17 protein-coding genes and 1 pseudogene are annotated in these 13910 nt (G+C 69.3%); 12 read left to right on the top strand and 6 right to left on the bottom strand.

Annotation, left to right across the window (positions count from 1 at the left end):
* Positions 1-89 precede the first annotated feature (89 nt).
* The 5 genes from ND747_RS00695 to ND747_RS00675 all read left to right on the top strand — a co-directional run bounded on the left by ND747_RS00695 (position 90) and on the right by ND747_RS00675 (position 5791).
* Positions 90-179, top strand: a complete 90-nt coding sequence (locus ND747_RS00695; RefSeq protein ID WP_035953673.1) for a K+-transporting ATPase — start codon at positions 90-92, stop codon at positions 177-179.
* A complete protein-coding gene (kdpA, locus tag ND747_RS00690; protein ID WP_251730927.1) occupies positions 179-1888 on the top strand; it encodes a potassium-transporting ATPase subunit KdpA in 1710 nt (569 codons plus the stop codon). The genes ND747_RS00695 and kdpA overlap by 1 nt, the downstream gene beginning before the upstream one ends.
* 2 nt (positions 1889-1890) lie before the next feature.
* Entirely contained in the window at positions 1891-4095 is a 2205-nt protein-coding gene (kdpB, locus tag ND747_RS00685; RefSeq protein WP_251730926.1) for a potassium-transporting ATPase subunit KdpB, read from the top strand.
* A gap of 3 nt (positions 4096-4098) precedes the next feature.
* On the top strand, positions 4099-5007 hold the full coding sequence (locus ND747_RS00680) for a potassium-transporting ATPase subunit C (RefSeq protein WP_251730925.1): 909 nt from the start codon (positions 4099-4101) through the stop codon (positions 5005-5007).
* Positions 5008-5080: 73 nt separating this feature from the next.
* On the top strand, positions 5081-5791 hold the full coding sequence (locus tag ND747_RS00675) for a response regulator (RefSeq protein ID WP_251730924.1): 711 nt from the start codon (positions 5081-5083) through the stop codon (positions 5789-5791).
* A 533-nt stretch (positions 5792-6324) separates the two neighbouring features.
* Here ND747_RS00675 and ND747_RS00670 read toward each other — a convergent pair.
* Positions 6325-6930 (bottom strand): potassium channel family protein, encoded by a 606-nt coding sequence (locus tag ND747_RS00670; RefSeq protein WP_251730923.1) that lies wholly within the window; start codon positions 6928-6930, stop codon positions 6325-6327.
* A gap of 275 nt (positions 6931-7205) precedes the next feature.
* On the opposite strand from ND747_RS00670, the gene ND747_RS00665 reads away from it, so the two are divergent.
* Positions 7206-8669, top strand: coding sequence for a DUF2252 domain-containing protein (locus tag ND747_RS00665; RefSeq protein ID WP_285899745.1), 1464 nt, complete (start codon positions 7206-7208; stop codon positions 8667-8669).
* Here the strand turns inward: ND747_RS00665 and ND747_RS29970 are convergent.
* Positions 8594-8818 (bottom strand): DUF1330 domain-containing protein, encoded by a 225-nt coding sequence (locus ND747_RS29970; RefSeq protein ID WP_374216114.1) that lies wholly within the window; start codon positions 8816-8818, stop codon positions 8594-8596. The genes ND747_RS00665 and ND747_RS29970 overlap by 76 nt on opposite strands.
* Positions 8784-9002, bottom strand: coding sequence for a DUF1330 domain-containing protein (locus ND747_RS00660; protein ID WP_251730921.1), 219 nt, complete (start codon positions 9000-9002; stop codon positions 8784-8786). The genes ND747_RS29970 and ND747_RS00660 overlap by 35 nt, the downstream gene beginning before the upstream one ends.
* A gap of 183 nt (positions 9003-9185) precedes the next feature.
* On the opposite strand from ND747_RS00660, the gene ND747_RS00655 reads away from it, so the two are divergent.
* Genes ND747_RS00655 through ND747_RS00650 form a run of 3 tightly spaced genes read left to right on the top strand, consistent with a single transcriptional unit; the run spans position 9186 to position 10263 of the window.
* Positions 9186-9893 carry an alpha/beta fold hydrolase gene (locus ND747_RS00655; protein ID WP_251730920.1) on the top strand — a complete coding sequence of 236 codons (708 nt, stop codon included), beginning with the start codon at positions 9186-9188 and terminating at the stop codon, positions 9891-9893.
* The gene (locus ND747_RS29965) at positions 9890-10081 is read left to right on the top strand and encodes a hypothetical protein (protein WP_374216110.1); all 192 of its coding nucleotides are present in this window, start codon (positions 9890-9892) and stop codon (positions 10079-10081) included. Before ND747_RS00655 ends, ND747_RS29965 begins: the two co-directional genes overlap by 4 nt.
* Positions 10039-10263, top strand: a complete 225-nt coding sequence (locus ND747_RS00650; protein ID WP_251730919.1) for a hypothetical protein — start codon at positions 10039-10041, stop codon at positions 10261-10263. Before ND747_RS29965 ends, ND747_RS00650 begins: the two co-directional genes overlap by 43 nt.
* Before the next feature lie 110 nt (positions 10264-10373).
* Here ND747_RS00650 and ND747_RS29960 read toward each other — a convergent pair.
* The 3 genes and pseudogenes from ND747_RS29960 to ND747_RS00640 form a co-directional block, all read right to left on the bottom strand.
* Positions 10374-10511 (bottom strand): annotated as a pseudogene (locus ND747_RS29960) (LuxR C-terminal-related transcriptional regulator); the annotation flags it as partial.
* A complete protein-coding gene (locus tag ND747_RS00645; RefSeq protein WP_251730918.1) occupies positions 10463-10702 on the bottom strand; it encodes a hypothetical protein in 240 nt (79 codons plus the stop codon). The gene ND747_RS00645 and the pseudogene ND747_RS29960, both read right to left, overlap by 49 nt.
* 68 nt (positions 10703-10770) lie before the next feature.
* On the bottom strand, positions 10771-11496 hold the full coding sequence (locus ND747_RS00640; protein WP_251730917.1) for a hypothetical protein: 726 nt from the start codon (positions 11494-11496) through the stop codon (positions 10771-10773).
* Between the two features lie 179 nt (positions 11497-11675).
* Here ND747_RS00640 and ND747_RS00635 point away from each other — a divergent pair, with 179 nt between their 5' ends.
* From ND747_RS00635 to ND747_RS00625, 3 genes are read left to right on the top strand one after another with little or no spacing between them, the layout of a single operon-like run.
* Positions 11676-12188 (top strand): nuclear transport factor 2 family protein, encoded by a 513-nt coding sequence (locus ND747_RS00635; protein ID WP_251730916.1) that lies wholly within the window; start codon positions 11676-11678, stop codon positions 12186-12188.
* Entirely contained in the window at positions 12185-12970 is a 786-nt protein-coding gene (locus tag ND747_RS00630; protein WP_251730915.1) for an SDR family NAD(P)-dependent oxidoreductase, read from the top strand. Before ND747_RS00635 ends, ND747_RS00630 begins: the two co-directional genes overlap by 4 nt.
* Positions 12967-13839 (top strand): TIGR03619 family F420-dependent LLM class oxidoreductase, encoded by an 873-nt coding sequence (locus tag ND747_RS00625; RefSeq protein WP_251730914.1) that lies wholly within the window; start codon positions 12967-12969, stop codon positions 13837-13839. The genes ND747_RS00630 and ND747_RS00625 overlap by 4 nt, the downstream gene beginning before the upstream one ends.
* The last annotated feature ends 71 nt before the right edge of the window (positions 13840-13910 follow it).

The following is a 13910-nucleotide window of genomic DNA, read 5'->3' as shown; positions in this document are numbered from 1 at the left end:
GGAGGACTCGTGCTCGACGTGGTGTACGTGGCGCTGACACTGGCGTGTTTCGCGCTGTTGGCGCTTGTTCTGCGGGGGGTCGAGCGGCTGTGACCGCGGAGAACATCGCCGGCCTCGTCCTGGCGATCGGGCTGGGTATCCTCATGATCGCGGCCCTGCTTTTTCCGGAGCGTTTCTAGTGTCGACCTCGACTGCCGGTATTCTGGTCGTCCTGCTGCTGGTCGCCGCTTTGGTGGTGACGTATCGGCCGTTCGGCGACTACATGTACCGGGTGTACACGAGCGAGAAGCACCTGCCGGCGGAGCGGGCGATCTACCGGCTGACCGGCGTGAATCCGAACGTGGGTCAGCGGTGGACGGTGTACGCCCGCAGCGTGCTGGCGTTCTCGCTGGTGTCCGTGCTGTTCCTGTACCTGATGCAGCGGGTGCAGGAGCATCTGCCGTGGAATCTGGGTTTCTCCGGGGTGTCGCCCGCACTGGCCTGGAACACGGCCGTGAGCTTCACGACCAACACCAACTGGCAGGCGTACTCGGGTGAGTCGACGATGTCGCACGTCACCCAGATGACGGGTCTCGCCGTGCAGAACTTCGCCTCGGCCGCGGTCGGGATCGCGGTGGCGATCGCCGTCGTTCGGGGCTTCGCGCGCCGTCGGGCGCCGGTCGCGACCGGGCCAGGCAGCATGGACGGTGTCGTGGGCACCGGCGACGAGATCGGCAACTTCTGGGTCGATCTGACCCGGACGATCGTGCGGATCCTGCTGCCGATCTGCGTCCTCGGGGCGATTGTGCTGATCGCCGGCGGGGCGATCCAGAATCTGCACGGCAACCATGTGGTGTCGACCGTGGCCGGCGGCAAGCAGGCGATCACCGGGGGGCCGGTGGCCAGCCAGGAGATCATCAAGGAGCTCGGCACCAACGGCGGCGGCTTCTACAACGTCAACTCCGCGCATCCGTTCGAGAACCCGGCGGCGTGGACGAACCTGTTCGAGATCTACCTGCTGCTCATGATCGGTTTCTCACTGCCGCGGACGTTCGGCCGTCTGGTCGGGGACAAGCGGCAGGGCCTGGCGATCGTCGCCGCGATGGCACTGATCGCGCTGGGCAGCCTCGCGGTGAACATGGCCTTCCAGGCCGCCCACCACGGGACTGTTCCCGAGGCCGTCGGTGCCGCCACCGAGGGCACGGACGCCCGGTTCGGCGTCGCGAACTCGGCGGTTTTCGCCACCGCCACGACGCTGACGTCGACCGGTGCGGTGAACTCCTTCCACGACTCCTACACCAGTCTCGGCGGTGCCTCGCTGCTGTTCAACATGATGCTGGGTGAGGTGGCACCAGGCGGTACCGGGTCGGGTCTCTACGGAATGCTGGTGCTCGCCGTGGTGACGGTCTTCGTCGCCGGGCTGATGATTGGGCGCACGCCGGAGTACATCGGAAAGAAGATCGGTGCGCGAGAGATGAAGTTCGCGTCGCTGTACTTCCTGACCACACCGATCATCGTGCTGCTGGGAACCGGGGTCGCGATGGCGATGCCGGGTCAGCGGGCCGGGATGCTGAACGGTGGCGCGCACGGGCTGTCCGAGGTTCTCTACGCATTCACCTCCGCCGGGAACAACAACGGTTCGGCCTTCGCCGGAATCACGGTGAACACCACCTGGTACAACACCGCGCTCGGCCTGGCGATGATGTTCGGCCGGTTCCTGCCGCTGATTTTCGTGCTGGGGCTTTCGGGGTCGCTCGCCCGGCAGGCTCCGGTTCCCGTCACCGCCGGAACGTTGCCGACGCACCGGCCCCAGTTCGTCGGCATGCTCGCCGGCGTCACCCTGATCATCGTGGCGCTCACCTTCTTTCCCGCGCTGGCTCTCGGGCCCTTCGCGGAAGGGATTCACTAACGATGAGTACCACCACTCTCGCCGCGCACCAGGACAACGCCGACGGGCACCGGGAAGCCTCGCCCGCCCAGCCGCGGCGGGTCGGCGGCGGCCTGCTCGACCCGAAACAGCTCTGGACGTCGCTGCCCAGCGCGGTACGCAAGCTCGACCCGCGCACCCTGTGGCACAACCCGGTCATGTTGATCGTCGAGATCGGCGCCGCGTTCACCACCGTCCTCGCGATCACCGATCCGTCGACGTTCGGCTGGCTGATCACCGTGTGGCTGTGGCTCACCGTGATCTTCGCCAACCTCGCCGAGGCCGTCGCGGAGGGGCGGGGCAAGGCGCAGGCGGCCGCTCTGCGCCGCGCGAAGACCGAGACCGTCGCCCGCCGGCTGGTCGGCTGGCAGGCGGGACAGCCCGTCGAGACCGCGACGGTGGAGACCATCCCCGCACCAAGGCTCGCCCAGCACGACCTCGTCGTCGTGGACGCGGGGGAGTTCGTCCCCGGGGACGGTGACATCGTCGAGGGCATCGCCAGCGTCGACGAGTCGGCGATCACCGGCGAGTCGGCCCCGGTCATCCGCGAGTCCGGCGGGGACCGGTCCTCGGTCACCGGGGGGACGAAGGTCCTCTCCGACCGGATCGTCGTCCGAATCACCCAGAAACCGGGCGAGAGCTTCATCGACCGCATGATCGCCCTGGTCGAGGGTGCGAACCGGCGCAAGACGCCGAACGAGATCGCGCTCAACATCCTGCTGGCCGCGCTGACGGTCATTTTCCTGCTGGCCGTCGCCACGTTGCAGCCGCTGGCGATCTACTCGAAGGCGCAGCAGCCGGCGCTGCCGGACAGCTCCACCCTGACCGGCGACGGGATCACCGGGATGGTGCTGGCGTCCCTGCTGGTCTGCCTGATCCCGACCACGATCGGCGCGCTGCTGTCCGCGATCGGTATCGCCGGCATGGACCGGCTCGTCCAGCGCAACGTGCTCGCGATGAGCGGCCGGGCCGTCGAGGCCGCCGGTGACGTCAACACCCTGCTGCTCGACAAGACCGGAACCATCACCCTGGGGAACCGGCAGGCCAGCGCGTTCCTCGCCGTCGACGGTGTGAGCGGGGCGGAGCTGGCGGACGCCGCCCAGCTGTCCTCCCTCGCGGACGAGACCCCCGAGGGACGTTCGGTCGTCGTGTTCGCCAAGGAGCACCACGGCCTGCGTGAACGCACCCCCGGCGAGCTGCGGCACGCGACGTTCGTGCACTTCACCGCCCAGACCCGGATGTCCGGTGTCGACCTCGCGGCAGAGCCGGGTACCACCGGTGCCCGGCAGGTGCGCAAGGGCGCGGCCAGCGCGGTCACCCGCTGGGTGCGGGAACAGGGCGGTCAGGTCCCGGCCCAGCTCGGGGAGATCGTCGACGGCATCTCCGCCTCGGGCGGCACTCCCCTGGTCGTCGGCGACGTCATCGAGGGCCCGGCCGGCTCGGTCGCGCGGGTGCTCGGCGTCATCCAGCTCAAGGATGTCGTGAAGTCCGGGATGCGGGAGCGTTTCGACGCCATGCGCCGGATGGGTATCCGCACCGTGATGATCACCGGGGACAACCCGCTGACCGCGAAGGCGATCGCCGACGAGGCGGGTGTCGACGACTTCCTCGCCGAGGCCACCCCGGAGGACAAGCTCGCCCTGATCCGCAAGGAGCAGGCCGGCGGGAACCTCGTCGCGATGACCGGCGACGGCACCAACGACGCGCCCGCGCTCGCGCAGGCCGACGTCGGGGTGGCGATGAACACCGGCACGTCGGCCGCGAAAGAGGCCGGCAACATGGTCGACCTCGACAGCAACCCGACGAAGCTCATCGAGATCGTCGAGATCGGCAAGCAGCTGCTCATCACCCGCGGGGCGCTGACAACCTTCTCCATCGCCAACGACGTCGCCAAGTACTTCGCGATCATTCCGGCGATGTTCGCCGGCGTCTACACCGGCCTGGACCGGCTCAACATCATGCGGCTGGCCAGCCCCGAGTCGGCGATTCTCTCCGCGGTCATCTTCAACGCCCTCGTCATCGTCGCGCTGATCCCGCTCGCGCTGCGCGGTGTGCGCTACACGCCGGCCAGTGCGTCGAAGCTGCTCAGCCGCAACCTCTACATCTATGGCCTGGGCGGGATCGTCGTTCCGTTCATCGGCATCAAGATCATCGATCTTCTCGTCCAGTTCATCCCGGGAGTGGGCTGAACCATGTCAACTCGGCTTCCGTCCTGGCTGCGCCAGCACCTCGCGGCCCTGCGCGCCCTGCTCGTGCTCACCGTCCTGCTCGGGCTGGCCTATCCGTTCGCGATCCTGGGGATCGCCCAGATCCCCGGCCTGAAAGACCACGCGGACGGGTCCTTCGTCACCAACTCCGCCGGCCAGCGCGTCGGTTCGGCCCTGATCGGTCAGTCGTTCACCGATGCCGACGGCAACGCACTGCCCCGCTATTTCCAGAGTCGTCCATCCGCCGCCGGCGACGGCTATGACCCCACCGCCACCTCGGCGTCCAACCTGGGCCCGGAGGACGTCGTCGACAGCTTCGACGACCCGGCCACCCACGGCGAGGACGAGGGCAAACAGAGCCTGCTCACCCAGGTCTGTGCACGCAGCCTGGCGATCGGCAGGCTGGAAGGAGTCGACGGCGCCCGTAAGTACTGCACCCGGTCAGGAGTCGGCGCCGTACTCGCGGTCTACCACGCCGGGCCCGGGTTCAACGGCCCGATCACCCGGGTGGTAAGCGTCAACGAGGCCTGCCCCGCCACCCCGTTCCTTGCCGCCTACCAGGGCATCACGGTCGCCTGCCGCGCCCCGGGCGACGACGTCGCCGCGGGTGAGCGGGTCCTCGTCCGCGGCGATGCCCCGAACACCCCGGCCGTGCCCGCCGACGCGGTGACCGCCAGCGGCAGCGGCCTCGACCCTGGCATCAGCCCGGCCTACGCCAGGCTGCAGATCCCGCGGATCGCCCGTGAACGCGGCCTGCCCGTCGGCGAGGTCCGTCACCTCGTCGAGGAGAACACCACCGGGCGGGCCCTGGGCTTCATCGGTGAGCCGAGCGTCAACGTCCTCGAACTGAACCTCGACCTCGACCGCGCCACAGCGGCGCCCCGGGCCGGCTGAGACCCGGGCCGGCTGAGACCCGGGCCGAGAGGACGCGCCGGCAGGAACGGGCCGGTACTGACAGGAGTGGCTGATGGGCAACGGACCCGATCCACATCACGGCGGCCGGGTGCTGTTCGTCGAGGACGAACCGCAGCTGCTGCGGGCGATGCGGATCACCCTGCAGGCCAGGGGATACGAGGTCCGGACGGCGGTCGACGGCGGGCACGCCCTGACCGAGGCCGCCGCCCATCCGCCCGACATCGTCGTCCTCGACCTGGGCCTGCCCGACATGGACGGCATCGACGTCATCCGCGGTCTGCGCGACTGGACCAGCGTCCCGATCATCGTCCTGTCCGGGCGCACCTCCGGACACGACAAGATCGCTTCTCTGGACGCCGGCGCCGACGACTACATCACCAAGCCCTTCTCCATCGAGGAGCTCCTCGCCCGGCTGCGCGCCGTCACCCGGCGCGGCGGCGCCGTCCGCGCGGGACCGATCGCCGAGGTGGGCGACTACCGGGTCGACTTCACGGCCAAGTCCGTCACCTGCCGGGACGGCAGTCGCGACCCCGTTCATCTGACCCCGACGGAGTGGCGGCTGCTCGAAGCCCTCCTGCGCAACCCGGGCAAGCTCGTCAGCAGCCGGGCCCTGGTCACCCAGGTCTGGGGCAAGGCCTATGCGGACGACACATCCTCCCTGCGCCTGTACATCAACCGGCTGCGCCGCAAGCTCGAACCGGACCCCACCCGCCCGCGCCACCTCACCACCGAACCCGGGATGGGCTACCGCTACCAGCCGTAGGGCCCGACGGGCAGCCGTAGGAGCCGCTGGTGGGGGCTGCTCGCCAGGCCACGGACCCGGCCGGCCCATGTCCTCGACGACCAGGAGAAATGATCACTATGGGATGGGGGAGGTCCGATACCGCATGGCTGCCCTACCCCGGCGACCAGCCGGCCTCCGCCGGGGCACCCACGACGCACCACGGTTCCGGGGATCCACGCTGCCCGGCCGATCTGGCCGCCCCACTCGCCTTCCTGATCCCACTGGTCATCTGTGGAGCTCTGGTTCCCCTGGGGCGGCTGGTTCCCCTGGGGCTGGAGATCGCACTCCTCGCGGTGGCCGTCGCGGTCCTCGCGTGGACAGCCCGGCCTGCCGCCGGTGCACTCACCGTCGTCTCGTCCTGCCTGTGCCTCAACGGCATCAGGCTCAACGGCCGCGGCGTCCTGCTGCCACACCCGGAGATCGACATCCCGGTCCTGGTCGCGATGACCGCGGTCTGGCTGACCGTCTGGGCGGTCCGGGAAACCTCTCTGCGAACGGGCTGGCCGGGTTCGTCAGGGCTGTCGGGTCTCTGGTGCGGGTGCGGGTGCGGGTGCTGGCGTCTGCGGTGGCGCGGTCTGGCGCCGTCGCCCCTGCTCGATCGCGCTGAAGACCGTGCGGATGAGCAGGCCCAGCACGAGCAGATCTGCCAGCATCTGCACCATCGTGATGATCCGGACGGACTGCGAATGCGGCGCTATGTCGCCGAATCCGACCGTGGCGAACACGGTGACGGTGAAGTACAGCGCGTCGGTCCGGTTCATCGGCTCGGTGAAAACCCCCGTTCCCGTCCGGCTCAGCAGGAAATACGTGCTCGCGAAAAGGATCAGGAACAGGGGGATCGACAGTGCGAGCGCCTCGATGGCCCGGACGGCGGGGTACCGCGACCGCAGGATCGAGCGCAGCTGCCAGCCGGCGAGCACCGCGAACGCCAGCAGTCCCACGACGAGTAGCAGGATCGCCGCCAGGTCCCATGCCCCCCGCAGCGGCAGCACGTAGTAAAGCGTCACCAGCACCGTGATGTTCAGTGCGGCCCGCCGCACCGCGTGTCGCGCCAGACGCCGCCGGGTGGCCGGATCCGGTGGCGCGGGTGGTTCCCCGCCCACCTCGGGTGTGGTCATGGAGTGGACTGCGCCCTGCGGTGGACGGCGCTACCGCGACAAGAATGATCAGTGTGGGGAGGAAGAGGTCGCCGGTATTGGCGAAACGACAGGACACAACACATGACGGTTCATTCACCCCGATGTATGACGGTTCATTCACCCCGATGCTGGATCCAGCCCGGTTAGCGCGTTCCGCTGCGGGGCACGGTGGCGGTAAGGCTGACAGGAGATACCCGTTCCCGATTCTCGTGGAACGTGAACGGGCCCTCTCGCAGGCCCATGAGAGGTCGGTTATGACCATTGTTGGCACGCCTTCCGTCGCGCGCGCTTCCCAGTCGCGACGGCCCGTCAGGACAGCGCCGGACCGGACCCTGCCGACACCGGCCGAGCGCGCGGCCCGGGGAAAGGAAGCGCGGGCCCGGGCCCCACGGCGGGCCCATGCGGAGTACGAGCCGGCACCGGACCGGGCCGACCCGATCGATGTGATCGACCGGCAGTCGAGGACCCGTGTGCCCGAGCTTGTCCCCCTGCGCTACCAGCGCATGCTCGAGTCGCCGTTCCGGTTCTACCGGGGCGCCGCCGCGATCATGGCGGCGGATCTCGCCGGGACGCCGACGTCGGGCATCGACGTCCAGCTCTGCGGCGATGCGCACCTGCTGAACTTCCGGCTGCTCGCGTCCCCCGAACGGCGCCTGGTGTTCGACATCAACGACTTCGACGAGACCCTTCCCGGCCCGTGGGAGTGGGACGTGAAACGACTCGCGGCCAGCCTGGTCATCGCCGGGCGGGCCAACGGCTTCACTCCGTCCGAACGACGCCGGATCGTCACCGCGGCGGTCGGGGCATACCGCACGTGGATGCATCGGTTCGCGGCGATGACCAACCTCGACGTCTGGTACACGCACGTCGACGTCGACGAGCTGACCACGCGTTTCGCGGACGTTCTGGGCGGGCGGACGTCGAAACGCCTGTCGCGGGCGACGACGCGGGCCCGGTCGCGTGACCGGCTGCGGGCGTTCGCCAGGCTGACCGAGGTGGCGGACGGCCAGCGGCGCTTCGCGAGCGACCCGCCGCTGCTCGTGCCGGTCCACGAGCTGCTCGCCGGGGCCGAGCAGGAGCTGCTGACGGGATGGCTCGGCTCCATCGTCGATCGGTATGCCAGCACCCTGTCGGCCGATCGGCGCTCGTTGCTCGCCCAGTACCGGCTCGTCGACGTGGCGCGCAAGGTCGTCGGCGTCGGCAGCGTGGGCACCCGCTGCTGGGTCGTCCTGCTGCTCGGCCGCGACGACGGTGATCCGCTCCTGCTGCAGCTCAAGGAGGCCGGGACGTCCGTCCTCGCCGATCACCTGCCCGGGAGCACGTACGACAACCAGGGCGAACGGGTGGTCGCCGGACAGCGACTCATGCAGGCGACCACCGACATCCTGCTCGGCTGGCAGCGCGTGGACGGCCTCGACGGGCAGCGACGCGACTTCTACGTCCGGCAGTTGCAGGACTGGAAGGGCGTTGCGGTGGCGGAGGACATGGTCCCGCATGGCATGACGCTGTTCGGGCGCCTGTGTGCCGGCACCCTCGCCCGGGCCCACGCCCGGTCGGGCGACCGCATCGCGATCGCGGCCTACCTCGGCACCGGCGAGGCGTTCGACCACGCGATCGCGCGGTTCGCGGAGGCCTACGCCGATCAGAACGAGGCCGACCACGCCGCGCTGGTGCAGGCGGTCCGGACCGGGCGGGTCAGTACCGCCGCAGCACCCTGACGAGGCCGAGCGCCTCCGGCAGACTCGTCGATGCCGTCGGCGAACAGCAGGCGGCGGCGGGCGCCCTGCTTGCGGTACATGAGGGCCTGGGCGTACTCGGGGGAGGCGTGCCAGTCATGAGCGGCCTGGCTGTTCGGGAACTCGACGATGACGATCTGCTGTCTGTCGGCTGCGGGGGGGTGCCCAGTCGTCGCCCTCGACGAGCTCGGGGGACGCGCCCCGAACCAGGTATCGGCCGCCGAACTTCTTGATCGCGGGCGCGGCCAGGGCGCGATAGCGCTGCCACACCTCGTTGTCGATCACTTCGACCTGGGAGACCAGGTAGGTCTTCATCCGTCCTCCGTGGAAGCAGGCGGAAGGTGATCCGAGCGTAGCCATCCGGCACCGATCTGGCCTCAGTATGGCGACTGCATTTTCGGTCGACCCCTTGACGCCGGGCGCCCCAGCCTCTGTGCTTGGCCACGGCCGTTCGGTCCGAGCGGTGCACAACAGATCAAGGATTCAGGGGTATCGGACATGGCTGGTGCGCCGACGGTCGTCCTGGTTCACGGAGCGTTTGCGGACGCTTCCGGGTTTGCCGGGATCATTACCGAGCTGACATCCGACGGATACCGGGTTTTCGCCCCGGCGAATCCGCTGCGCACGCTGAGCGGGGACGCGGCGTCGATCCGGGCCTACGTCTCGGCGATCGAGGGCCCGGTCGTCCTGGTGGGGCACTCCTACGGAGGCGCCGTCATTTCGCAGGCCGCGGCGAGTCTGGACAACGTCACCGCTCTGGTTTTCCTGGCTGCTTTTGCGCTTGAGGAAGGCGAGAGCCTCGCATCGGTGCAGGAGCCGTTCCCGCCGACGCTGCTCGGATCGAACATCGCCTTCACGAGCTACGACGCGGTCGGCGCTCCCGGTGGCCCGGACGCCTACATCGCGAAGGACTTCCACGTGACCTTCTCCGCCGACCTGACCGAGGAGCGGTCAGCCGTGCTGGAGGCCACCCAGCGCCACCTGAGCGCTGCCGCCTACACGGAGCCTGCCGGCTCGCAGGGGTGGAAGACCATCCCGTCGTGGTACCTGATCTCCGCCGAGGATAATGCGATCTCACCGGAGACCGAGCAGTTCATGGCCAAGCGCGCCGGTGCGACGACAGAGACCATTGTGGGCTCCCACGCGGCCTTCATCGCTCAGCCGGCGAAGGTGGCCGCGTTCATCAAGCAGGCGCTGCAGGCATGAGTTTCGCCACCCCGCTGGAGGCCATCGTCGCGCTGGTCGCGGCCCGCGACGCGGGCGACGTGGCCGCTGCGCTGGCCTGCTACTCGCCGAATCCGACCCGGGTGGCGCAGCCCGGGACCGTCCCGGCCAGGAGGGGGCCAGGACGGTGCTCGAGGGATCCATCGGTTTCCGCGCCCGCCTCACCGTGACGGCTCGCCAGATTCTGCCGGCGGACATGACCGCGCTGCACTACTCGAGCTGGACACCCAAAGGCGAGGAGGGCTCGGGCATCGATTTCGCGGGGACGTCGACGGACGTCTTCGAAAAGCAGCCCGATGGCGGTTGGCTGCTCTCGATCGACAATCCGTACGGGGTCGCCACGGTCGACTGACGGCGCGGCGCCGGCGGGTTTTCGTGGGCATTGATGGCGAACACGTCTCGCAACCGGGCCCGGCTGCGGACGCCGAGCTTGGGGAAAAGCTGATACAGGTGGGAGGCGACCGTCCGCGGTGACAGGAACAGCTGGTCCGCTATCTCCGGGTTGCTGAGTCCTTCCGTCGTCAGTTTCGTGATCTCCCACTGCTGATGGGTCAGCTGGTGCGGGGCGGCCGCGATACCCGGCGCTGCCAGCGAAGCCATTCGGCGTGGTCGAGGCGCGCCAGCGCGTGATCGAACGGCCAGCGTGCGGCGGCGGGTTCGTGGACGGCCGCCGCGGAGTGCGCCTCGGCGTCATCGGTCGGCGCCAGTCGGGCCCGAGCCCGGGCCAGGGCAGGAAGGGCCCGGGTCTCGACGGCGAAGCGGCGTTCGTCCCGCACCTGCGCCAGGGCCACCGCCGCTCACCCCAGGGGATGAGCGAACGTCACCCGCCCTGCCCGACCGACACCAGCCCGGCGCGGTGTCACTCCGGCCAGGCGTCCCACCGGATCGGGGTGCGCAGGGGCCCGGCGAACAGCGGTCGCACCTGCCTGGACGCCCACCGCTGCTCGAGCAGCGGCGTCAGCGCCTTGAGTGTCTCCAGCGGGTCCTGGTCCAGGTAGATGACGCTGGCGTACAGCGGTTCGCCGAGGAAGTTGGGGTTGAGATTCCAGTGACCGGTCGAGCCGTACACCCATGCGCCGGCCACGCCCGGCACCTTGAGGACCTCCGGGTAGTGATCCGTGTGCAGCCACTTCAGCCACGGGGAGACGTCCTCCTGGGTCGGCTCCTCGAGGATCAGCACGATTCCGCGATGCGGTCGCATCGGGACCACCTCGGCGGACACCAGCGCAGCCGGTGCCGCGTACCAGCGCAGCAGGGCCAGCGAGCGCAGGCCCAGGGACGGCCGGTGTTCGGGGAACCGGCCGATCTCGGCGAGGCGCAGGCCGAGTTCGAGAAACTCCTGGTGGGTTTGTTCGACCGGTTCACCGACGAAGTAATTGACGATGTTGCCGATATTTGCCAAAGGTCCGTTTCCGGCGATGCGTGCGCTCGGGTAGTCGCCGTCGGCGATGTAGCGCAGCGCGTACACGATGCCTGGCAGCTGGTACTGCTCCGGCATGTGGTCAAGCAGGTGCCACCGCAGGTAGTCGGTTTGCGCCGGTTCCTGTCCAGTCAGACTGAAGATCGTGGACCTGACTTTGATCATCGTTCCCCCTCCGCGGCACGCGACCGCCTGACACGGGCGCTGGGTCAGGGGCATCATGACCGAGGATCGGACAGTCGGGCAAGGGTGTCCGATCTTCCCCCATGCGTGGGGCGAAAAAACGACAAATCAGACGCAAGCCACGATTTTCCCTGCCCCGTGCAGGCGCTAAGGAGATTCTCATGGTTGCAGCAGGCGATCTGCCTGCCCTCGAGGCCCGGTTGCGGGCCGTCGAGGACGAACTCGAGATCAGGCGACTGATCCTGTCCTACGGCCCCGCCGCCGACGCCGGGATGGCCGCGCTGGCCGCCTCGGTGTGGCAGGAGGACGGCCTCTACGACTGGGACGCCAACGGCGACCCGCACGTGGGCCGGGCCGGGGTCGAGGCCATGCTGCTCACCGACGCGCACCAGGGCCTGACCAAGGCGGGCGTCGCCCACTTCGCCGGGCCGCCCCTCATCCAGATCGACGGTGACACGGCAGTCGCGATCACCTACTCGTTGATCATGCGGCGGGACGCCGAGAACGACGCGTTCTACCTGTGGCGGGTCAGCGCCGTGCGTTGGGACCTGGGGCGCGCCGACGGCTCCTGGGGGGTGACACGCCGGACGAACCGCCTGCTCGACGACACCGCCGCCGGCCGTGAACTGTTCGGCGCAACCCTGAAGGACACCCGCGGGGCGGACGCCCGATGACCGGGGGACGCCTGGCCGGCAAGGTCGCGATCATCACGGGTGCCAGCACCGGCCTCGGGCCGGATATGGCGAAGCTGTTCGTCGAGCAGGGAGCGAAGGTCCTGATCAGCGCCCGGCGCGAGGAACTCGTGCTGGAGGCGGCGGCGGCCTGCGGTCCGAACGCCATCGGCATCCGGACCGACGTGACCCAGGAGGACGAGGTCATCGCGATGGTCGCCCGGGCGGTGAAGGAGTTCGGCCAGGTCGACATCATGTGTAACAACGCGGCCGCGCCCGGCAAGGACACCTTCATCTGGGACCAGACCCTGGAGAACTGGAACTCCACCATCGCCATCGACGTCACCGCGGCGATGCTGTGCACCCGCGAGGTGCTGAAGCAGTCGATGTTGGAGCGCCGTTCCGGCGTCATCCTCAACTTCTCCTCCACCGCCAGTTACCTGGCGATGCCACGCAAGTCGCACTACGTGACTGCCAAGAGTGCGCTGCGCGCGCTCACCAAGTCCGTGGCGAACGAGGTCGGCGAGTACGGCATCCGCTGCAACTGCGTGGTGCCCGGCGGCATCGACACCGACCTCTACCGCAACTGGGTTCGGCGCATCGCGGGCGAGCAGGGCATCTCCTATGAGGAGCGCCGCGCCCAGACCCTGGCGAGCACCGCCCTGCGGGACATCTCCTCGACGACGGACGTCGCCAACCTGGCGCTGTTCCTCGCCAGCGACGAGGCCCGCACGATCACCGGTCAGTCCATTCCGGTGGACGCCGGCAGCGTCTTCGTCGGATGAGCGCGCCCACGGCACTGCGACTGTCCATTCCGACCCCGGTCGTCACCACGCTCCCGGGCGTCAGCTCACCCTGGGAGCAGACCGGCACGATCGAGGACGTGGCCCGGATCGCCGAGGTCGGTGACCGGCTGGGCTATCACCACCTCAGCTGCAGCGAGCACGTCGGCGTCCCGGCGGACGAGGCTGTGCGCCGCGGCGGGCGCTACTACGACCCACTCGCGACGCTCGGGTACATCGCCGCCCGCACCAGCCGGATCCGGCTGGCGACGATGGTGCTGGTCCTCGGCTACCACCATCCGCTGGAGATCGCGAAGCGGTACGGAACCCTCGACGTGGTCAGCAACGGCCGGCTCATTCTCGGCCTGGGGGTCGGCACCCTCAAGGCCGAGTTCGACCTGCTCGACGTGCCGTTCGAGGACCGCGGAGCCCGCGCCGACGACGCGCTGCGGGCGCTGCGGGCGTCGCTGTCCCAGCCCGTCCCCAGCTACGAGGGCGAGTTCTACTCGTTCGGTGGGCTGAAGATCGACCCCTGCGCCGTGCAGGACAAGGTGCCGCTGTGGATCGGTGGGCGCACCCGGCGGTCGCTGCGGCGCGCGATCGCCCTGGCCGATGCCTGGTGCCCCTTCGGCCTCAAACTCGCGCAGGCCAAGGAGTGGCTCGAGCAGGAGGAACTGCCCCCGGGGTTCGAGGTCCTGCTGCCGCCGGCCCGTCCGCTGGACCCGATCAGGGATCCGGACCGGGCCCTTGAGGAGCTCGCCGCGCTCGCCGAGGTGGGCACGACGGTCGCCTCGACGTGGTTCGTCCACGACTCCCCGGAGCACTTCATCGACCAGCTCGAAGCACTCGCGGCCATTTACCCGCCGAGCTAGCAGCGGGACAGTGGTCGTCCGCCCCGCCGCCCGAACCGGGCCGGAACAGGCGGAGCCGGACGGCCACTGCA

Source organism: Frankia sp. R82, from assembly GCF_023716925.1.
GTDB lineage: Bacteria > Actinomycetota > Actinomycetes > Frankiales > Frankiaceae > Frankia.
The sequence above is the reverse complement of the archived record's forward strand: the minus strand, read 5'-3'. Positions and strand labels throughout refer to the sequence as shown.

Coding starts and splice junctions, on each gene's coding strand:
- ND747_RS00630 (WP_251730915.1), top strand. CDS start 12,185: ATGACCGGGGGACGCCTGGCCGGCAAGGTCGCGATCATCACGGGTGCC.
- ND747_RS00675 (WP_251730924.1), top strand. CDS start 5,081: ATGGGCAACGGACCCGATCCACATCACGGCGGCCGGGTGCTGTTCGTC.
- ND747_RS29965 (WP_374216110.1), top strand. CDS start 9,890: ATGAGTTTCGCCACCCCGCTGGAGGCCATCGTCGCGCTGGTCGCGGCC.
- ND747_RS00680 (WP_251730925.1), top strand. CDS start 4,099: ATGTCAACTCGGCTTCCGTCCTGGCTGCGCCAGCACCTCGCGGCCCTG.
- kdpB (WP_251730926.1), top strand. CDS start 1,891: ATGAGTACCACCACTCTCGCCGCGCACCAGGACAACGCCGACGGGCAC.
- ND747_RS00625 (WP_251730914.1), top strand. CDS start 12,967: ATGAGCGCGCCCACGGCACTGCGACTGTCCATTCCGACCCCGGTCGTC.
- ND747_RS00670 (WP_251730923.1), bottom strand. CDS start 6,930: ATGACCACACCCGAGGTGGGCGGGGAACCACCCGCGCCACCGGATCCG.
- ND747_RS00635 (WP_251730916.1), top strand. CDS start 11,676: ATGGTTGCAGCAGGCGATCTGCCTGCCCTCGAGGCCCGGTTGCGGGCC.
- ND747_RS00665 (WP_285899745.1), top strand. CDS start 7,206: ATGACCATTGTTGGCACGCCTTCCGTCGCGCGCGCTTCCCAGTCGCGA.
- ND747_RS00655 (WP_251730920.1), top strand. CDS start 9,186: ATGGCTGGTGCGCCGACGGTCGTCCTGGTTCACGGAGCGTTTGCGGAC.
- ND747_RS00640 (WP_251730917.1), bottom strand. CDS start 11,496: ATGATCAAAGTCAGGTCCACGATCTTCAGTCTGACTGGACAGGAACCG.
- ND747_RS00660 (WP_251730921.1), bottom strand. CDS start 9,002: ATGAAGACCTACCTGGTCTCCCAGGTCGAAGTGATCGACAACGAGGTG.